Origin of the sequence: Neolewinella marina (assembly GCF_002631205.1) — a bacterium.
In the GTDB taxonomy this organism is placed as follows: domain Bacteria; phylum Bacteroidota; class Bacteroidia; order Chitinophagales; family Saprospiraceae; genus Neolewinella; species Neolewinella marina.
In genome coordinates this window covers 925783-944777 of the sequence record NZ_PDLO01000001.1, presented here as the reverse complement: position 1 = coordinate 944777, position 18995 = coordinate 925783, and the positions used below count along the sequence as shown (strand labels likewise).

The following is an 18995-nucleotide window of genomic DNA, read 5'->3' as shown; positions in this document are numbered from 1 at the left end:
ACAAGTGCTGGCAGCGGCGGTTACCTAACCTATGATACCCGCCATTCGCCGCCATTACAACGAAAACTTCACCAACGAAGCCTACCAGGCCATGCTCAGCTGGCTGGGGGGGCAGTACAACCACGACCCCAAATTTCACGTCTGCGAGACGCCCGTCTTCTTCCCCCGGGCCTTTCGCGAACACGTGCTCGCCGCCTGCGACGACGTGCTGGAAGTGATCACGGCCCCCGACTACGCCGAGCGGGCCGCGGCGGCCATCCCCCCCGGCGAGCGGGTTCCCCGGCAGAACGACCGGCCGCTCTTCATGCAGCTGGACTTTGGCGTGTGCCGGAACGCGGACGGCGAATTGGTACCCCAACTGATTGAAGTGCAGGGCTTTCCTTCCCTGTACTACTTCCAGGCCCTGCTCGACCGCAGCTTCCGCCGCTTCTTCACGATTCCGGAAGGCTACTCCGCCCGTTTTGACGGCAGTACGCCGGAAGGTTACCTCGAGCAGCTCGCCGACGTCATCCTGGCCGGCCACGACCCCCGGCACGTGGTGCTGCTGGAAGTGGACCCCAAGGGGCAGACCACCCGCATCGACTTCGTGGTGGCCTGCGCCGAGCTCGGGATCCGGGAGGTGTGCATCAGCGAGGTAGAACTGGACGGTGGCAAACTCTACTACGACCGCGACGGGGAGCGGACGGAAATCAAGCGGATCTACAACCGCGTCATCTTTGACGAACTGAAGGCCCGCACCGATCTGGTGCGGCGGTTCAACCTCATCGAGGAGGCTGAGGTAGAGTGGGCGGGCCACCCGAACTGGTTCTTTCTCATCAGCAAGTACAGCCTGCCGTTCATCGACAGTCCGTACGTGCCGGAAACCCACTTCCTTTCTGACCTGGACCACTATCCGACGAACCTGTCGGACTACGTGCTCAAACCCCTTTACAGCTTCGCCGGCCTCGGCGTCAACCTCCACCCGACACTGGAAGACCTGCAGGTGATCAAGCAGCCCGAGCACTTCATCCTGCAGAAAAAAGTCACTTACGCTCCCGTCGTGGAGACGCCGGATGAGCCGGCCCGCGTAGAGTTGCGGATGATGTACATCTGGCCGCCGGACCGCGACAAGCCCCTGCTCATCAACAATCTCGTCCGCCTTTCGAAGGGCGAAATGATTGGCGTGCGGTACAACAAGGGCAAGAGCTGGGTAGGCGGCACCCTGGGGTATTTCGAACCTTAGCTCTGAATCAAAGACTTTTCTGAATCTTGTGGTGCCCACCGGGCCTAATCCACTCTTCGTATGCGATGTTTGCCGGTTTTCTTTCTCTTCCTGTTGGTCGCCTGTGACAATCCGGAGCCCCTTGCGGAAACCACCCCGGCGGCGGTTCCCCCCGCCGAGGACCTCTACGCCCTGCCCAGCACCGACGGGGAGGCCCTGAACGTGGTCATCGAGATTCCCGCCGGTACCAACCACAAGATCGAGTATCACCGCGGGATAGGGTTTACCAATGATACCCTGGCCGATGGCTCCGACCGCATTGTAAATTTCCTGCCTTACCCGGGGAATTACGGCTTCGTCCCCTCCACCGCCGTGGACGAGCGGCGCGGGGGCGACGGCGATGCCCTCGACGTGCTGGTCATCGGCGAGAGCCAGCCCACCGGAACCCGGATGCGGGTATTGCCGATCGCGACCCTGATGCTGAGGGACCGCGGGGAGATCGATACCAAGATCGTGGCCATCCCCGCCGACACCAGTTTGCGCACCATGGGGGTCGAGAACTTCCTGGATTTCTCCCTTGGCAACGACGCGGCCAAACGCATCATCGAAACGTGGTTCCTCAACTACAAGGGCCCCAACGTAACCGAACTGCTACGCTGGGAGGACGAAAGCTACGCCTGGCGGGAGGTGCGCAAATGGCGTACCGATCCCCAATAGTTAAAGTTCCACCAAAGCCCCTGGGGCAGTGAGCATTTTGTAGTTTCAGCCGTTATCATTGCCCCGTACCTTGAGATTTTTCTCAGCCGTACCAATGATTTAAGCTCTTCGGGCGTTACCCGTGCCCGAGCTTTTTAACCGGCCGGTCAGGCCCCGACCACCCTTGATTTTTTGACCGGCTCCAACCGTACCCTATACATGAAACGCCTACTCTCTTTAAGCCTTGTCCTTACCGCCGCTTCCCTCGGTGCCCAGAGCTTTGAGTGGAACGACAAGGCCCGTCCCGCCCCGGCCCACCCCAAGGAAGTCCAGCTGGATCCCCAGCAGTACGAGCAGGGGGTGCAGCCCCAGCAGGACGGACTGGCCGGTGTGTACGACCCCAGCGCCGACGGCACCCCCACCGCCTCGGGTGAAACCTACCAGCCCAGTGAAATGACGGGCAGCCACGCCGCCCTTCCCCTGGGTACCCTGCTGCGGGTAACCAATACCGAAAACGGCCGTTCGGTGGTCGTCCGCGTTACCGACCGCGGTCGCGAGTGCGACGACTGCCTCATCACCCTCAGCAAGGTGGCGGCGGAAAAGCTGGGCATCGTCAACCGCTCCGCCGTACGCCTCGAGCGCAACGGCTTCAGCAACTGGAACCCCCAGCCGCCGACCAGTGTGGCCGTGGCCGCCCCCCAGGGTGGCAGCGGTGCCCCGGCAGTAGCCAACACCGGAGTGGTAGCTCCCAAGCCCAATCCGGTCACGGCCGCCCCCGAGCTGCCGCGCCCCAGCGTGATCTCGCGGGAAGTGCAACCCCAACCCATCCCGGCCGAGCCCGCCCTGGCCGCTGCTCCCGAAACCTACAACCGCTACCCCGTCACCCCGCCGCAGCCCACCGTGCCCGGCAGCCAGCAGGCCCGAGGAGTTGACGCGGCACCCGCGGTACCCGCCGCCGCAGCCCCCCAGACGGCCGCCGGAGACTACGCCGTGCAGTTGGCCGCCTACACCAACGAAGCCTACGCCCTTCGCCGGATCAGCGAACTGAAGGAACAGGGACTCACGGACGTGTACTACCGCAGCTTCACCAAGGACGATGGTCAGGTAATCAACCGGGTCTACCTGGGTTCCTACGCCAACGTAACCGAGGCCCAGGATGCGGCCAAGTCCTTGCAGGAGGAATACAACCTCAGCGGCATCGTCGCGAAGAAGTAAGGTCCACCAAACGGATCAATTGCCTGGGCGGTACCGAAGGAATTCGGTACCGCCCAGCTTGTATTGGCAGCGGCCGATTGCGGTGATTGTCAGCCGGATAAAAAATAAAGCAGGTAAATTTTATATTAAATCAAGGTAAATGTTGGCGCATTGGGGATAAAGTAGAATATTATGCCCGACCAGCAAATCCGCCGTTGGTGTCGTCTCTAACTTTTCCCCACCGCGTTACTCATGACCAATCATTCGTCGTCGCCCCTCCAGCCCTCCGCCGTGATTTTCATCGTCGGCGTCCTGCTGTTCCTGGTTTACGGATGTGCCGGCGCGACCGACACCACGCGATTGCTGGTCTTTTCCAAGACGGCCGGATTCCGGCACTCCTCCATTCCCGCCGGCCAGGAAATGTTCCGGCGACTGGCCGCTGAGCACGACTTTCAGGTCGACTTCAGCGAGGACGCCACGGTCTTCAACCAGGAAGACCTTTCCCGCTACCGGGTGGTGGTTTTCCTCAGCACCACCGGCGACATCCTGGATGCCGGGCAGCAGCGTGAGCTGGAGCGGTACCTCGAGGCCGGCGGGAACTGGCTGGGCATCCACGCCGCCGCCGATACCGAATACGACTGGCCCTGGTACAATTCCCTGGTAGGAGCCTATTTCTCCGGCCATCCCCGGGGAACACCGGAAGCCACCCTCCGCGTGATCGAGGCCGATCACCCCTCCACCGCCCATTTGCCGAAGGCCTGGACCCGGAGCGACGAATGGTACAACTACAAGTCGATCCAGGAAGACCTGCAGGTGGTCATGTTGCTCGACGAGAGCACCTACTCCGGAGGGACCAACGGCGACCGCCACCCCATTGCCTGGTACAAGCCCTTTCACAACGGCCGCATGTTCTATACCGGGTTGGGGCATACGGAAGCCAGCTACCAGGAACCGGCCTTCGTGGCGCATATCGCCGGGGCCCTGCGGTACCTGCTGGCCAATGACCGACCCCTGGAATACGCCCGGGACCGGCCTTAGCGGACATTTCCGGGAGCAAGCTCGCGGGTGCGGAACTTTATTTGGTTGATCACCGGGTTTGCCGTCTGCTACTGATTTTCCGGTGGCCGGATCAGGGGATCGCTTGGATTTGGGTACCTTTGCGTACACCTATTTCCCTGTGCTATCGACCTTCCTTCCATGAAATGGCATTTGCTGAGTATCGTAATCGTACTGAGCACCATCGCATCCTGTTCCGGAGGTGCCGAGCCGTCCGGCCAAGCCCTGTCCTCCTCGGTGGGCCAGGAAGTACGGATCGTCCTGAAGGCGGAGCCCGTGGGCCTGAACCCGATCCTGTCCGTCCAGAGCATCTCCCGCTACGTGGGCGAGCAAATCTTCCAGACCCTCAACGCCCAGGACCCCAAGACTTTTGAATTGCAGCCCCTGCTGGCTTCACTGCCGGAGATCGAAACCCTGGCCGACGGCGGCCTGTCGTACCGATACCGGATCGACAGTACGGCACGTTGGCCGAACGGGGAGCCGGTGCTGGCCTCGGACGTGGTCTTCAGCCTGAAGGCCTTGCTCAACCCCCTGGTGGAGGCCGGCCCATACCGTCCTTACTACAGCATGATCCGGGACGTGGAAGTGGCGGCCGACGATCCGCGGGCGTTTGCGGTCGTCACCCGGGAGCCCTACCTGCTGGCCGCCCAGGCCATTGGCGACCTGTACGTCTATCCCGAATACGCCTACGATCCGAAAGGGCTGCTGCGCGGTGTCCCCCTGGTCGAACTGACCGACGTCGCAGTTGCCGCCCGCCTGGCGGAAGGGGATGGACCGCTGAAACGATTCGCGGACCACTTCAATGATCCCGCGCTGGCCTACGAGCCGGACCGGATCGTGGGCAGTGGCCCCTACCGGTTGGTCTCCTGGGAAGCCGGAGAGCGCTTGCGGCTCGAGAAGCGGCCGGAATACTGGGCCGACGACCGCACCGAGCCCTGGCTGGCGGCTTACCCGAAGGCCCTTACCTTCCACGTCATCCTGGACAATACCACTACGGCGAATGCCCTGAGGGACCGGCTGGTGGACGTGGTGGTAGATATGCCCATCGAACAGTTCCAGGAACTGCGGGAGGAGCAGTACCTCCAGGAATTCTTCGAATTCGTCACGGTGCCCAGCTTCAAGTACTACAGCATCCTGCTGAATCAGGCCGACCCCCTGCTGGCCGATTCCCTTACCCGCCGGGCACTGGCGCACGTCGTCAATGTCGATCAGATCATCGATCAGCTGCTGCCCGGGCTGGCGGAGCGAGTCATCGGGCCAGTGCTGCCCCTGAAGGATTACTACCACCGCGACCTGCCCGGCATCCCCTACGATGAGGAGCGGGCCCGCGAGCTGCTGCAACAGGCGGGCTGGCGGGACACCAACGGCAACGGGGTAGTGGACCAGGTCATTGAAGGCGAACGGCGGGAGCTGAGTTTTGACCTGCTCTCCTTCCCTTCACCCACCAGTGAGGCGGTCTCCATTCAGGTGGCCCAGTCGGCTGCCCGGGTGGGCATTGAGATCCACGTGATCAAGCAGGAACCCCGGGCGCTGCTCCGGGAGGTATCCACCGGGAATTTCACCGCCTCCTTCTACGGACAGGGCTTTGAACCAACCCCGGACGATTTCTCCCAGGTGTGGTCGTCCACCTCCGTTCCGCCCAGTGGAACGAACCGCGCCAATTTCCGCAACGCCGAGGCCGACCGCCTCATCGATCGCATCGCCCACACCATCGATCCCCGGGAACGGGATCCCCTCTACCGGCGGTTCCAGGAAATCATTTACGCCAATCAGCCGATGATTTTCTTATACTCGCCCTTCGACCGGCTCGTGGTGGCCAACCACCTGGAGTACCTGGCCACTTCCCTGGCACCGAACGTAAGGTTCAACGCCCTGCGGCCGGCACCGGCTGACCCCCTCTAACCAACAGACATGAAGTCCATACTCACCCTCCTGCTGCTTTTGCCACTCCTGGCCTTCGGACAGGACACTACCTCCACCGTCGCCCCGGTGGATACCACGATCTACAGTTTTGCCGACGAAGCGGCCCGCTTCCCCAGCCCCTGTGAGCGCTACGACACCACCGCGGCGGCCAAGTTCGAGTGCGCCCAGCAGTACTTGCTGGAATACGTCTACCAGCGTGCCCTCTATCCCGCCGAAGCGCGGGAGCAGGGGATCAGCGGAACGGCCGTGGTCACCTTCATCGTGGAGCCCAACGGCATGGTGAACCGCCCGGAAATCCTGAGGGACCCGGGTGGAGGGATTGGCATTTCGGCCCTCCGCAGCGTGGTGGGTATGGCCCGCGAGGTGCGGTGGCGCCCCGCCTTCCACGAGGGCAAGCCGGTCCGCTACCGGGTGGTGCTGCCGCTCCGCTTCCGGCTCGAGGAGCCCAAACCCTACATCGTCATCGGCCGCGATACGGTATACACCGAGCTGACCAAGGGCGTGACCTTCACCGGGGAAGCCGGCAGCGTGGCCGCCTACTTCGACAAACACCTGACCTACCCCGACATCCCCCAGGACAGCTGCGCTACCGGACAGCTGGACATGCAATTGCTGGTGAAGCCCAACGGCCTGGTGGAAGTCCACGACATCATCGACTACAACGACCTGGGGCTGGACTTCACCTCCAAGGCCATCGACGTGGCCACGGGTTCCTACGGACAGTGGATTGCCGCCGAATACGAAGGCCGCAAGGTGACGAGCGCCTACGACGTCAGCGTCACTTTCGCGCCCACCGATCCGGGCTGCGGCTACATCATCGATCAGTACAACGAGGCCCTGGCCCTGATGCAGGATGCCCAGGTGCTGGTGCGCGATTCCACCAAAGCGGCCGAGGGGCTGGAGAAGATGGACCGGGCGGTGGAACTGTTTCCCCGCGACGGCCGCTTCCGCATCCTGAGGGGGCAGGCCCGCCTGGACAACAACCAGCTGGGCGGGGCCTGCGAGGACCTGACCCTCGCCAAGCAGATTGCCCTTGTAGACTGGTACGATTCGGTGCTGCCCCTGATTTGTCGTCTCAGTCCAAAAGAAGAGGGCGAAGAGGAATAATCCCCTTCGCCCCGCTTGCTTCGTTTACTCGAAGGCCTGGTCGACCAGGCGTTTCTGCTGTTTGACGTGTACCGGCTTGTAGCCGGTGGCGGGCGAAGCCGAGGCCGGCCGTCCCACGTAATCCAGTTTCTGCTCGAACCCTAGGTCGGTATTGTACAGGAACTGCTCGCTGATGTAGCTCCAGGCTCCGGCGTTGCGGCTCTCCTCCTGTACCCAGCGGTAATCCTTGGCGTTGGGGTAGCGCTCGCGCACCTCCTGCAGCTGGCGGATGGGCAGGGGGAAGAGTTGTTCCATCCGGACGATGGCCACGCCTTCCGCTTCCTCCGCGGCCTTGTGCTTGGCCAGGTCGAAGTATACCTTACCGCTGCAGAGCAGCACGCGGGTGACCTTCGCGGGGTCCTTCACGGTGGGGTCGTCGATGACCTCCTGGAAGCGGGTGCCGGGCCCAAAGTCATCGATGGAGCTGACGGCCATTTCGTGGCGCAGTCCCGATTTCGGAGACATCAGGATGAGGGGCTTGCGGAAGTTCCAGGTGAGCTGCCGCCGCAGCAGGTGGAAGAGGTTGGCCGGCATGGTCACGTTGGCCACCACCATATTGTACTCGGCACACAGCTGCAGGAAGCGCTCGAGGCGGGCGCTGCTGTGCTCGGGTCCCTGCCCCTCGTAACCGTGGGGGAGGAATACCGTGAGTCCCGACATGCGGCCCCACTTGCTTTCCCCGCTACTGATGAACTGGTCGAAGACCGTCATGGCGCCGTTCGCGAAGTCACCGAACTGGGCTTCCCAAATGACCAGGTTCTCGGGGCTGGCGGTACTGTAACCGTATTCGAAGCCGAGCACGGCGTATTCGGAAAGAAGGGAGTTGTAGATATGCATCTTGCCCTGGTCGTCGCTCAGTCCGTCTAGCCGGTTGTAGATGCTTTCTCCGTCCTGGCTCTTGAGCACCGCGTGGCGGTGGCTGAAGGTGCCGCGGCGAACGTCCTGTCCGGACATGCGCACGCTGTGACCGTCCATCAGCAGGGTAGCGTAGGCGCTGAGTTCCCCCAGGGCCCAGTCGAGCTGGTCGCTGCTGACCGACTGTTCGTAATTGTTGTAGAGGCGGTTGACCTTATTGACGGGCTCGAAGCCTTCCGGCAGGGTAGTGATGTGGCGCAGGATGTTCTTCATCTGCTCCAGGGGTACCCCGGTCTCGGGCGACTCGCTGAAGTGCTCGTAGCTCCAGTGATCGCGGTTGAGCATGCTCCAGGCCTTTTCGGGTGGCTGGTAGCTGTAGGGCAGGTCGCTGTTCTTGACCTTGGTGTGGACACTTTGGAGGCGGGACTTGAACTTCTTGGCCATCTCCTTGGCGAGCTTGGCCTGCACGTCTTTGCGGGCCACCAGCCGGTCGGTGTACACCTGCCGCACGTCGGGGTGCCGCTTTACGCGTTCGTACATACCGGGCTGGGTGTAGCCGGGGTCGTCGCCTTCGTTGTGCCCGTTCTTGCGGTAGCAGAGCATGTCGATGAAGACGTCGGAGTTGAACTCATTGCGGTACTCCATGGCCAGCTTCGCCACGTAGTAGACGGCTTCGGGGTCGTCGCCGTTGACGTGGAAGACGGGGGCCTCGATGACGGTGGCCACTCCGCTGGCGTAGATGCTGGTGCGGGCGTCCTCGTAGTCGGTGGTGAATCCGATCTGGTTGTTGATGATCAGGTGGATCGATCCCCCCGTGGTATAGGCCTCAAGGCCGCTCATCTGGGCGGTTTCGAAGACCACGCCCTGTCCGGCCACGGCCGCGTCGCCGTGGACGAGGATGGGCACGATCTTGTCGTAGTCGTTTCCGTAGAGCACATCGGCCTTGGCGCGGGCGAACCCTTCGACCACCGGGGCCACGGCTTCGAGGTGGCTGGGGTTGGGGGCCAGCTTCACGTTTACGGGCTTGCCGACACGGGTTTCGATCAGGGAGCTGTACCCCATGTGGTACTTCACGTCGCCGTCGCCCTTGATGTTGTCGGGGATGACGCCTTCGAATTCCTGGAAGATGCTTTCGTAGCTCTTGCCCATGATGTTGGCCAGGACGTTGAGGCGGCCGCGGTGGGCCATACCGATCACCACTTCCTCCACCCCGTCGCGGGCGGCTTCGCTGATGATGGTATTCAGGGCCACGATGGCGGCTTCACCCCCCTCCAGGCCGAAGCGCTTCTGGGCGGGGTACTTCGTCTTCAGGAAGTCCTCGAATCCCACGGCGTCGTTCAGGGTTTCGAGGATGTGGCGCTTGTCGTCGAGCTGGAGGCCGTAGGCTTCTTCCGGGTGGTGCTTTTCGATCCGTTCGCGGAGCCAGCGGCGTTTTTCCCGGTGGAAGATGTGGTCGGTTTCGAAGCCGATGCTGCCCAGGTAGATGCGCTTCAGGTTGTCGACGATCTGCCGCAGGGTGCTGCCCTCGGGCATAAAGAACTGGTCGGCGGCCCGGAAGGGCTTGTCGAGGTCCTCCTCCCCGAGGTCGAAGTCGGAGAGCTCCAGACCGGCGTCGGGGTCCTCAAACTCCTGGATGGGGTCGATATTCGAGGCCACGTGACCGCGCATGCGGTAGGCCTTGATCAGCGCAAAGACGCTGAGTTCCTTCTTTACGTGTTCCCAGTCGATGGTTCCCTCCGGGGTGGTGGGCATTCCGGGGCCGGTGGGCGACTTTTCGGAAGCGTAGTCAAACCCCAGAAAAAAATCCCGCCAGCTCGCATCTACGGAGTCGGGGGATTCGGAATACTGACGGTACAGTTGTTCGATATAGCCCGGATGGGCATTGGCAAGGTGGGAATAATTGCTCATAATAGTTTTTTTCAACACCTGGGTAAATGGGTTGTTCAACTGCGATCAGCTGTAATACCGGCCCAGGATCCACTCCCAAGCCCGGGCGGGCAGGAGGCGTCGGGCCACCGTACTGATCTTTTGAACGGGTTCCCCGATCACGTAGTGGGGGGCGAGTTGTTTTTTTAGCAGGATACGCATCATTTCTTCGGCCACGTGACTGGCGGACATGCCGTGGTCCACGTTGGCGGCCATGGCGTCGTCGGCGCGCTGGTACCGTGCCCGGTACAGGGGGTCCAGTTCCGCGGCGGGCTGTCGGTACTGGGTGGCGATGGAATTGGTGGCAATGTCGCCGGGGCTGATGCAGCTTACCTGCACGGCCGAACCCTGCAGTTCCAGCCGCAGGCTGTCCGAAAGGGCAATCACCGAAGCCTTGCTGGCGCAGTAGACCGAGCGGAAGGGGATGCCCATGTGGCCGGCGATGCTGCTCACGAGCAGCAACCGGCCCCGTGGACTTTGCCGCAGCAGGGGCAGGGTGGACTGACAAAGGTTCCAGCTGCCCCAGAAGTTGGTCTCCATGATCCGTCGCGCACGGCCCGTAGGCATGGATTCCACGGCACCCGCGCCCCCGACCCCGGCACAGTGCAGCACGGCATCGAGCCTTCCCTCCCGGGCCTTGAGCTCACCGATGGCGCGCCCGAGGGCTTCGGCGTCGGATATATCGGCGGGCAGGGCGAAGACCCCTGGCAGGTCAACGCTGCGGCGGCTCATCCCGTAGACCCGCCAGCCACGGCTGGCCAGCAGGGGAGCGAGGGATTCACCGACACCGGAGGAGGCTCCGGTTACCAGGGCAACTTGGGACATGAAACGACGTTTAGCGGGTCCAAATAACGGTACAATTGAAGCAAACCACCACCCGGATGCGTTCAGGAAATGTACCTTTGTGTTTTTAACACCGATCTGGAAGACCAAGAAACGTATGGCTACCCCCGAAAAAGACCTGGAAACTACCTTCAACGAGAAGGGTGAACTGATCAGCCCCGTCCTCCCCGCTGGCGTAAAAAATTTCCTCATCGACATCGACGGCACCGTCTGTGACGACATCCCCAACGAGGAACCCGAGCGCATGTCCACCTGCCTGCCTTACCCCGATGCCCTGCGCATCGTCAACAAGTGGTACGAAGACGGACACATCATCACCTTCTTCACCTCCCGCACCGAGGAGCACCGCGAGATCACCGAAGAATGGCTGAACCGCCACAACTTCAAGTACCACGGCATGCTCATGGGCAAGCCCCGCGGCGGCAACTACCACTGGATCGACAACCACATCGTGAAGGCCACCCGCTTCAAGGGCAAGTTCACCGACCTCATCGTGAAGAACCGCGACGTCGAAGTCTTCAACGACTAGACCGTACCCTTCACGTTCCAGCCTCCTTCCGCACCGCTTCCCGCGGTTGAGCCACTCCAGTGCCCGGATACGCCCGGGCTACCACCGAATCTCCCCTGTCAGGATGCTTCGCAAGCCGGTACGATTATTTTATCACCCGGCTATTGCATTGTGTCACCCCGCTTCCTATATTTGTTAAAGGCCTAAGACCTTAACTGTAGAGACGCGAGTAACAAACATCCTTTCCCTGACGGGCCTTTCCCGCCGGGGTTTTTTAAGCTTTCTGACATACCATATTGCACCCCTTCGCACCCCGCGGTACGAAGGGGTTTGTTTTTTTACTCACTCCCTTCCTCCGCGTAGAACTCCTCCTTCTTCACAACCTGTACGGTTTCTCCACCCTTCAACGTGCGTGATAGTGCTCCGTAGGGCCCGGCCACGACCCGGTCGCCAGCTTCCACCCCGGTTTTGATCTGAATGAATTTGGCATCCTGCAGGCCGGTGACGACCTGTACCTGGTCCACCGTATCGCCGCGCACCAGGAAGACCACTTCCTCCAGCTCGGTGGTGCCAGCCGCCTGGGTGCTGTCCCCGTCCCGGGGTTCCCGGGTGGTGACGGACTCGATGGGGACGCTGGCCACGTCCTCGGCCAGCTCCGTGAGGATATCTACGCTGGCCGACATGCCGGGGCGGAAGGGGTAGGGATTGCCGCCCGATACCAGGTCGGCGTAGCTGGCCGGGTCGATGCTGATGCGCACTTCAAAGTTGGTCACCTGGTCGCTGTTCAGCACGTTGTCGGCTACCCCGGCCGTGGTGCTGCTGTTGGCGATCTGGGTCACCGTGCCGGCGAAGGTGCGGTTCAGGTAGGCGTCCACCTCGATTTCGGCGCGGTCGCCCACGTTGACGGAGGGTACGTCGTTCTCGCTCACTTCCACCCGCACTTCCATGGCGTTGAGGTTGGCGATCCGCATCAGTTCCGTGCCGGTCATCTGGATGGTGCCGACCACCCGCTCGCCCTGCTCGACGTTGAGCAGGGACACCACGCCGCCCATGGGTGCGTAGATGGTGGTACGGCGCAGGCTGGTGCGCAGTTCGTTCAGGGTGGCTTCGCTGGATTCGATGCCGTACTCCGCGGCGCGGGCGCTTTCCTCCGCGGCGCGGATGTTGCTCTCGGCGGCGGACAGGTTGGCCTCCAGGGCGCGGACGTTGGACTGGCTGGTTTCCAGCTCGGCCTTGCTGATCACCTCGTCCTTGAACAGCTGTTCGTTACGCTTCAGGATGTCGCGGGCGTTCTCGAGCTGGGCCAGGATCTGCTCCCGCTGGGCCTTCTGGGTGTTGATCTGGGCACGGGCGTTGGCCAGCTGGGCCTTGCTGCTGTTCACCCCGGCCACGCCCCGGGCTACCTGCGACTGGTAGGCGTCGGCGTCGATCTTGGCGAGCAGCTGGTTGGGAACGACGCTGTCGCCCTCCTCCACGTAGAGTTCGACGACCTCGCCGGACACGTCGGAACTGATCTTGACTTCCGTCTGGGGGAAGATTTTGCCGCTGGCGCTCACCACCTCCTGGATGTTGCGGCGCTCCACGTCCTGGACAAAAACCTTGGTGCCTTCCTCTCCCCGGCCGGAAAAAATGACAACGGCTACGATAACTAGGATGAGGGTGCCGACGAGCAGCAGGATGGCTTTGCGAGACATATCAAGTGAGAATTTTGCTGGGGGGAGGGGTTAATTGAGGGACAGGCCCTGTCCGAGGTAAAACTGGATGACCTCGCGGTTGAAGATCAGCTGGTACTTCGAGCGGGTGAATTCCACCCGGGCCTGCTCCAGGCGGTTGGTGGCGGTGATCAGGTCGAGGGTAGGCGCGGCCCCGGCCGCGAAGCGGCGCTGGGCCACGTCGTAGGCGTTCTGGGCCGCCTCCAGGCTGACCTCCGCCGCCCGGTAGGTTTCGCGGGCGGCCCGCAGGTCACCCAGCGCCAGCTCTACGTCGGAACGCAGCTGGTTTTCCGCCTGGGCGATGTCGAGGGCGGCGTTGTTGCGCATCACCTCCGCCCGCTGGACGTTAAGCTGGTTGCGGTTCTGGTTGTAGATGGGGACCGACAGGCTGATGCCGATCGACTGGCCGAAGTTCTGGTCCAGCTGGTTGAAGTAGGGCAGGTTGGGGAAGATGATCCCCGTCTGGGAGAAGGTGGACAGGGTGGCTTCCTCTCCGTTGATTACCACGGGCACGGGCGGGCCCTGCACGAATTCCACCTGGGAGGCGTCGGGGTTGTTGAAGTCCTTGGCCAGGTTGGAGTAGTTGGTGCTCACGTTGGCGTACAGCTGTACGCTGGGGCGGCGTCCGGCACGGGCGATCTCGATGTCCATTTCCGCGGCGGACCGGCGCAGTTCGGCGGCGCGGATGGTGGGCTGGGTCTGGCGGGCGGCGGAGAGCACCTCCTGGGCGTTGTAGTCGGCGAACAGCATGGCTTCGTCGGGATTCAGTTCCGGGGTGACGATGTCGAAGTCGGCGTCGGGCTCCAGGAGGAGCAACAGCTGGAGGTCCAGGAGGGAAAGGCGGACCTGGTTCTCCAGTTCCACCACCGTGCGCTGGTTGGCGGCCTGCTGGGCCACGATGTCGTAGCGCTGGGCGGCGGGTACGCTACCGGCCTGGATCATGGCTTCGGTATTGGCGAGCTGCTGGGTGGTGAGTTCGAGCTGGGCGCGGGCATTGGCCAGCTGCTCGCGGGTGAGCAGGATGGTCAGGAAACTGTTCGCCACCTGCAGGCCCACGTTGTTGGCGGTCACGGCCGCGTCGGCCTCCGCGGCCTGGAGGTCGAGCTCTGCCTGCTGGCGGGCGTTGCGGATCAGGCCTCCGTTGTAGAGGGTCACCGCGCCCTGGAGCTGGTAGCCCTGGGAGAGGATGTTGCGGGCCTCGAAGCTGTTGGTGGTGGGGTCGATGGTGCGGCCCAGCTGCAGGTTCAGCCCCGTCCCTCCACTCAGGGTAGGCAGGCGATTGTTCTGGCTTTGCCGCAGCGCCAGGCGGGCCAGTTCGGTGGAGTTGTCCAGCCGCCGGACCTGCAGGTTGTTGTCCTGGGCGTGGGCGACGGCCTCGGCCAGCGTCCAGCCACCCGGTTGGGCAACGATCCAGGCGGGCAGGAGCAGGGCGATCCACAGGTGTACTAGATTCCGCATTCTACTGATTTTATAGGTCAGCAAAACTACGTTATCCGACAGGGCGGCAAAATTTTATCTATCAACGTGCACGGCGGGTAGACCGGCAGCCGCCGGGGGCCGTTACTGGTTGCTGTTCACCACCGTGGTGCCGACCAGCTGGTCGTAGCGCCCGCCCAGGGGACGGTAGTAGATCAGCCCGATGTAGTCGTTTTCCGTCACGTCGAAGCTGTCTTCCGTTTCGTCGTATCCGACGCGGTCGCCGGGGCGGGCGAAGCGCGTTTGCCCCCGTTCCTTGCCCAGGTCGGTCACGTAATAGTAGTTGTAGAAGCCCTGTTTGACCAGCGCCCGGCCTACGTAGGCGTTGATGCTGGTGTTCCACACCATCCGGTAGTCGTACTTCAGCTGCCATTCGGTCAGCCCCCCGAAGAGGTAGAGATCGTAGTCCAGCGGCTGCCCCGTGCGGGTCTTCAGGATGAAGGTAGCCTCGATATACTCCCCGGTGAAGTCGAGGCCGAAGCGCGCGAAGTTGTCCTGCAGGAATTCATCGGCCAGGTTGACCACCGGGCGGTCTAGGCGGAAATTCACGAAGTCGCCGTTCAGGTCGAAGTACTGGATGTAGACCGTGTTACCCCGCGTTTCCTCCGGGGCCAGCACCATGGCGTAGAAGTCGCCCTCGTTAGTGATGCTGCTGACGTCCGTCCGCGGGGCCTGCACCGAGCGCAGGTCCAGGTTGCGGAACTCGTTCCCGCCGCGGAAAATGATGCGGTCCTGGTAGTTGAACTGCACGTTCTCCCGCCCCAGCAGGTTGGGTTCCACCCCGGTGACGGCGTTGTCCCAGCGGCCGTTCTGCAGCACCGTGGCGGTGAGTTCCTGCAGCGGCGCCCGGGGCTGCAGCTGCTTGGTATTGGCTACCAGCCGCACCTCCTGGTGGGTCTGGATCTTGTCGACCACCGAGGGGCGGGTCACCTGGGCGCTCAGCCCCACCAGGTTCTCGGAGACCAGGAAGCGGCGGGTGATCACCGGCCGGTCGTTGTCCTGGGTGTCGAAGACCACCAGCAGGTAGTTGCCGCTTTTTTCGAGCCGCATGTTCCGGTTGGGGAAGACCAGGTCGTAATGGGTATACTGCTTCAGGGTGCGCAGGCTGAAGTCGTAGTCCTCCACGTAGTCGTTGGCGTAGCCGCTGTTGTACTCCATCTGCCCGAGGCTGGAGGGCGTCCAGTCGCGGTCGCAGTGGATGAAGGTGTAGGCGTAGCGGCGTACGTCGCGCGACAGGTCATCGAAGGATAGCCGCAGCTGGGCGCCCCCGTTCAGGTCGATGATGGGGTAGGAGTGGGGGAAGCCCGCCACGTGCAGCCGTACCGTCTTGATGTAATCGACGTAGGTGTTGTCGTAGAACTTGTATTCCCCCCGCTGGGCGCTCAATCCGGTGCTGATCAGGACGAGCAGGAGGGCGGCGGCGCGCAGGTGCCGGGAAGAGTTGCAAAAGTGCCGGAGGCTCATGTAAAGGCGTTAAGTCGGCTTACGAATCGGCAGTCACGGCGGTAAAACCGCCACGGCCGCGCGGCCCATTCCTCCCCCGAGCCGGCGATGCCAATGCGGGGGGTCGACACAATGTCTTCCGCCGGCACCACCTTGCGCGGGGGCAACAGCAGCAGCGGACCCTCCCCCGCAAGCAGGTCGAGGGCGTTGTGGTCCCGCGTGATGCCCAGGGCCTTCGAAACAACGCCGGGTCCGGCGCTAAGTTGCGGCTTTAAGCTTTCCATATGACGGCGTTCCAGCATCCGGGACAGGCCCCGGGAGGGCTCCACGGCGCGGATCAGTACGGCGTGGGGAACCTCCGCCGGGCCGGTGATTACGTTGAACAGTTCGTGGATGCCGTAGCACAGATAGACGTAGCTGGTGCCCGCCTCCTGGTAGAAAGGCTCGGTGCGGGCCGTACGCCGGTGTCCGTAGGCGTGACTGGCCCGGTCTTCCGGGGCCCAGTAGGCTTCGGTCTCCGTGATGAACCCACCCGTTTCTACCTCCCCGATCCGGCTGACCAGTTCGGCGCCGATCAGTCCGCGGGCAATGTCCACGGGGTTTTCACCATTCAGGAACGCACGAAAGGATTCCTGGTCCATCATTTCGAAGTATTTCGGTGGCCCGGCTGTCCTCAGGCTTCCCGGAGTTCGCGGCGCAGGATCTTGCCCACGTTACTTTTGGGCAGCTCTTCGCGGAACTCCACGGCCTTGGGGATCTTGTAGCCGGTCAGGCTTTCCCGGCAGAAGGTCACCAGTTCGGTCTCGGTCAGGGAGGGGTCCTTCTTCACCACGAAGAGCTTGACCACTTCGCCGGACCGCTCGTGGGGGATGCCCACCGCGGCGCATTCCAGCACCTTGGGGTGGGCGGCCACTACGTCTTCCACTTCGTTGGGGTAGACGTTGAAGCCCGATACCAGGATCATGTCCTTCTTGCGGTCCACGATGCGGAAGAAGCCGTCCTCCGACATCATGCCGATGTCGCCGGTTTTCAGCCAGCCGTCGACCATCACCTCGGCGGTGGCTTCGGGGCGGTTGTAGTATCCCTTCATCACCTGGGGGCCCTTTACCTGGATCTCGCCGCGCTCCTCGGTGGTGGCTACCCGCTGGGCCTCGTCGTTCCAGATGCGCACCGAGGTGTTCGGCAGGGGCACGCCGATGGTGCCCACCCGCAGCTTGTCGTTGAAGGGGTTCATCGTGGCAACGGGGCTGGTTTCGGTCAGTCCGTAGCCTTCCGTCAGGGGCGAGCCGGTGAGCTTGTGCCACCGTTCGGCCACCACCCGCTGTACGGCCATGCCACCACCACCGGTGAGCTTGAGGTGGCGGAAGTCCAGCTTCTGGAAGTCCTTGTCGTTGAGCAGGGCGTTGAACAGGGTATTCACCCCGGTCATGGCCTCGATCTTGTTGTCCTTGAAGGCCTTAACGATGGTGCTCAGGTCACGCGGGTTGGTGATGAGCACGTTGCACATGCCGATGTTGAAGCCGGCCACCGCGTTTACGGTGAAGGCAAAGATGTGGTAGAGGGGCAGGGGGCAGAGCATCCGCCCGTCACCGCCTTCGGTGAGGGTCTGGGTGAGCCAGGCGTACATCTGCAGGGCGTTGGCCACCAGGTTCGCGTTGGTGAGCATGGCCCCCTTCGATACCCCCGTGGTGCCGCCGGTGTACTGCAGGGCGATGGTATCGTCGGGTTGTCCGGTGAAGGTGGGCAGCCGGTGCTTCTTGCCCTCGTCCAGGGCCGTCTGGAAGGTCACGGCGCCGGGCAGGTTGTAGCTGGGGACCATCTTCTTCACCTTGCGGACGACGAAGTTGGTCAGCCCGCCCTTCACCCAGCCGAGGAGTTCGCCGATGCTGGTGGTGATCACCGTATTGATCTGGGTATCCTTGATGATCTGCTCCAGGTTGGCCGCGAAGTTCTCCGCAATGACGATGGCCTTGGCCCCGCTGTCGACGAACTGGTGCTTCATCTCCGGCGGAGTGTACAGCGGGTTGGTGTTCACGATGATCAGCCCCGCCTTGAGGATGCCATGGAGGGCGATGGGGTACTGCAGGAGGTTGGGCATCATGACGGCCACCTTGTCGCCGGGCTGCAGGCCGCGGTAGTGCAGGTAGGCCCCGAAGGCGGTGCCCAGCTCGTCCAGTTCCTGGTAGCTGATGTCGCGGCCCATGGAGGAGAAGGCCGGCTTCTTGCCGAATTTCTTCATCGTGGCCTCAAGCAGGTCCTTGAGGGTGGGGTAGGCGTCAACGTCAACGTTCGCCGGAATGCCCGCCGGGTAATGCGTAAGCCACGGGCGCTGGTCGGTATTCATGGTGAGGGAGGTTATCTTTCGTGCGTCGTAAAGTACAACACCATCTGCGGAATCGACGAGTGTATCAACCCCAGCACCGTTCAAGACGTTCTATTACAAGCACGTGCGAATGACACAAGGTTTCGCACCCGGGCGTTGCCCCCCAGGGTGTCGAGAATTTTATGGATATTCGCTTTTAGATAATATTTAGTTAATCTTCCCACCCACAATGGAAAACGGAATCCTCACCGACGCCCAGCAGAAAGACGCTGAGCTGATCAAGACCTTGCTCGAAAAGATCGTAACCAAGAAAGGCTTTGACAACATCAAGGCCAACGCCGAAGGCTACGAAACCCCCGCCAAGATCCGACGCAGCAAGGATACCGAAGAGTACTTCATTCCTGACGTAACCGGTGAGGTGAATGGCCGCAAAAGCTACTTTGAACTCGGCATGAAAACCGACGACGAGCGCGAACTGGTCACCAAATGGCGCCTGCTCAGCAGCCTGGCCGCCTACAAGCACGGCAAGCTGTACCTGGCCGTCCCCCGCGGCCACATGGCCTTCACCAACCGCATCCTGGCCGATTACCCTATTCAGGCCGAAGTGGTCAAGATCTAAACGCCGCCCCCGGTTGCCCCGGGCATTAAAAAACCCGGCTGGTCCTCAGGATCAGCCGGGTTTTTTTGTTTTGG

15 protein-coding genes are annotated in these 18995 nt (G+C 62.4%); 8 read left to right on the top strand and 7 right to left on the bottom strand.

Annotated features, from left to right (window positions below; genetic code table 11):
* Positions 1-31: 31 nt before the first annotated feature.
* The 6 genes from CGL56_RS03880 to CGL56_RS03855 all read left to right on the top strand — a co-directional run bounded on the left by CGL56_RS03880 (position 32) and on the right by CGL56_RS03855 (position 7177).
* Positions 32-1222 (top strand): hypothetical protein, encoded by a 1191-nt coding sequence (locus CGL56_RS03880; protein WP_099105168.1) that lies wholly within the window; start codon positions 32-34, stop codon positions 1220-1222.
* A gap of 60 nt (positions 1223-1282) precedes the next feature.
* The gene (locus CGL56_RS03875; RefSeq protein WP_099105167.1) at positions 1283-1918 is read left to right on the top strand and encodes an inorganic diphosphatase; all 636 of its coding nucleotides are present in this window, start codon (positions 1283-1285) and stop codon (positions 1916-1918) included.
* Between the two features lie 198 nt (positions 1919-2116).
* Positions 2117-3112 carry an RlpA-like double-psi beta-barrel domain-containing protein gene (locus tag CGL56_RS03870; RefSeq protein ID WP_099105166.1) on the top strand — a complete coding sequence of 332 codons (996 nt, stop codon included), beginning with the start codon at positions 2117-2119 and terminating at the stop codon, positions 3110-3112.
* A 231-nt stretch (positions 3113-3343) separates the two neighbouring features.
* Positions 3344-4129, top strand: coding sequence for a ThuA domain-containing protein (locus tag CGL56_RS03865; protein ID WP_099105165.1), 786 nt, complete (start codon positions 3344-3346; stop codon positions 4127-4129).
* Positions 4130-4288: 159 nt separating this feature from the next.
* A complete protein-coding gene (locus CGL56_RS03860; protein WP_099105164.1) occupies positions 4289-6049 on the top strand; it encodes an ABC transporter substrate-binding protein in 1761 nt (586 codons plus the stop codon).
* Between the two features lie 9 nt (positions 6050-6058).
* Complete coding sequence (locus tag CGL56_RS03855) at positions 6059-7177, top strand: energy transducer TonB (RefSeq protein ID WP_099105163.1); 1119 nt, start codon at positions 6059-6061, stop codon at positions 7175-7177.
* 24 nt (positions 7178-7201) lie between these two features.
* Here the strand turns inward: CGL56_RS03855 and CGL56_RS03850 are convergent, their stop codons facing one another.
* Complete coding sequence (locus tag CGL56_RS03850; RefSeq protein WP_099105162.1) at positions 7202-9979, bottom strand: 2-oxoglutarate dehydrogenase E1 component; 2778 nt, start codon at positions 9977-9979, stop codon at positions 7202-7204.
* 45 nt (positions 9980-10024) lie between these two features.
* Positions 10025-10822 (bottom strand): SDR family NAD(P)-dependent oxidoreductase, encoded by a 798-nt coding sequence (locus CGL56_RS03845; protein ID WP_167641495.1) that lies wholly within the window; start codon positions 10820-10822, stop codon positions 10025-10027.
* 115 nt (positions 10823-10937) lie between these two features.
* Here CGL56_RS03845 and CGL56_RS03840 point away from each other — a divergent pair, with 115 nt between their 5' ends.
* Positions 10938-11369 carry an LNS2 domain-containing protein gene (locus CGL56_RS03840; RefSeq protein ID WP_099105161.1) on the top strand — a complete coding sequence of 144 codons (432 nt, stop codon included), beginning with the start codon at positions 10938-10940 and terminating at the stop codon, positions 11367-11369.
* Positions 11370-11686: 317 nt separating this feature from the next.
* On the opposite strand, the gene CGL56_RS03835 is transcribed toward CGL56_RS03840, so the two are convergent.
* From CGL56_RS03835 to CGL56_RS03815, 5 genes are all read right to left on the bottom strand, one after another.
* Positions 11687-13042 (bottom strand): HlyD family secretion protein, encoded by a 1356-nt coding sequence (locus CGL56_RS03835; protein WP_099105160.1) that lies wholly within the window; start codon positions 13040-13042, stop codon positions 11687-11689.
* Between the two features lie 30 nt (positions 13043-13072).
* Positions 13073-14518 (bottom strand): TolC family protein, encoded by a 1446-nt coding sequence (locus CGL56_RS03830; RefSeq protein WP_099105159.1) that lies wholly within the window; start codon positions 14516-14518, stop codon positions 13073-13075.
* Positions 14519-14620: 102 nt separating this feature from the next.
* Positions 14621-16000 carry a type IX secretion system plug protein gene (locus tag CGL56_RS03825; protein WP_099105158.1) on the bottom strand — a complete coding sequence of 460 codons (1380 nt, stop codon included), beginning with the start codon at positions 15998-16000 and terminating at the stop codon, positions 14621-14623.
* A complete protein-coding gene (locus tag CGL56_RS03820) occupies positions 15997-16623 on the bottom strand; it encodes a DNA-3-methyladenine glycosylase (protein WP_245183934.1) in 627 nt (208 codons plus the stop codon). Before CGL56_RS03820 ends, CGL56_RS03825 begins: the two co-directional genes overlap by 4 nt.
* A 29-nt stretch (positions 16624-16652) precedes the next feature.
* Complete coding sequence (locus tag CGL56_RS03815) at positions 16653-18323, bottom strand: AMP-binding protein (RefSeq protein WP_099105156.1); 1671 nt, start codon at positions 18321-18323, stop codon at positions 16653-16655.
* Between the two features lie 208 nt (positions 18324-18531).
* Between CGL56_RS03815 and CGL56_RS03810 the strand changes: the two genes are divergently transcribed.
* Positions 18532-18921, top strand: a complete 390-nt coding sequence (locus tag CGL56_RS03810) for a hypothetical protein (RefSeq protein WP_099105155.1) — start codon at positions 18532-18534, stop codon at positions 18919-18921.
* Positions 18922-18995 lie beyond the last annotated feature (74 nt).

Excerpts from the sequence above, each read along its gene's own strand:
- CGL56_RS03870 (WP_099105166.1), top strand. The coding sequence starts at position 2,117 with ATGAAACGCCTACTCTCTTTAAGCCTTGTCCTTACCGCCGCTTCCCTC.
- CGL56_RS03815 (WP_099105156.1), bottom strand. The coding sequence starts at position 18,323 with ATGAATACCGACCAGCGCCCGTGGCTTACGCATTACCCGGCGGGCATT.
- CGL56_RS03850 (WP_099105162.1), bottom strand. The coding sequence starts at position 9,979 with ATGAGCAATTATTCCCACCTTGCCAATGCCCATCCGGGCTATATCGAA.
- CGL56_RS03835 (WP_099105160.1), bottom strand. The coding sequence starts at position 13,042 with ATGTCTCGCAAAGCCATCCTGCTGCTCGTCGGCACCCTCATCCTAGTT.
- CGL56_RS03845 (WP_167641495.1), bottom strand. The coding sequence starts at position 10,822 with ATGTCCCAAGTTGCCCTGGTAACCGGAGCCTCCTCCGGTGTCGGTGAA.
- CGL56_RS03840 (WP_099105161.1), top strand. The coding sequence starts at position 10,938 with ATGGCTACCCCCGAAAAAGACCTGGAAACTACCTTCAACGAGAAGGGT.
- CGL56_RS03810 (WP_099105155.1), top strand. The coding sequence starts at position 18,532 with ATGGAAAACGGAATCCTCACCGACGCCCAGCAGAAAGACGCTGAGCTG.
- CGL56_RS03820 (WP_245183934.1), bottom strand. The coding sequence starts at position 16,623 with ATGATGGACCAGGAATCCTTTCGTGCGTTCCTGAATGGTGAAAACCCC.
- CGL56_RS03855 (WP_099105163.1), top strand. The coding sequence starts at position 6,059 with ATGAAGTCCATACTCACCCTCCTGCTGCTTTTGCCACTCCTGGCCTTC.
- CGL56_RS03880 (WP_099105168.1), top strand. The coding sequence starts at position 32 with ATGATACCCGCCATTCGCCGCCATTACAACGAAAACTTCACCAACGAA.
- CGL56_RS03865 (WP_099105165.1), top strand. The coding sequence starts at position 3,344 with ATGACCAATCATTCGTCGTCGCCCCTCCAGCCCTCCGCCGTGATTTTC.
- CGL56_RS03860 (WP_099105164.1), top strand. The coding sequence starts at position 4,289 with ATGAAATGGCATTTGCTGAGTATCGTAATCGTACTGAGCACCATCGCA.
- CGL56_RS03830 (WP_099105159.1), bottom strand. The coding sequence starts at position 14,518 with ATGCGGAATCTAGTACACCTGTGGATCGCCCTGCTCCTGCCCGCCTGG.
- CGL56_RS03825 (WP_099105158.1), bottom strand. The coding sequence starts at position 16,000 with ATGAGCCTCCGGCACTTTTGCAACTCTTCCCGGCACCTGCGCGCCGCC.
- CGL56_RS03875 (WP_099105167.1), top strand. The coding sequence starts at position 1,283 with ATGCGATGTTTGCCGGTTTTCTTTCTCTTCCTGTTGGTCGCCTGTGAC.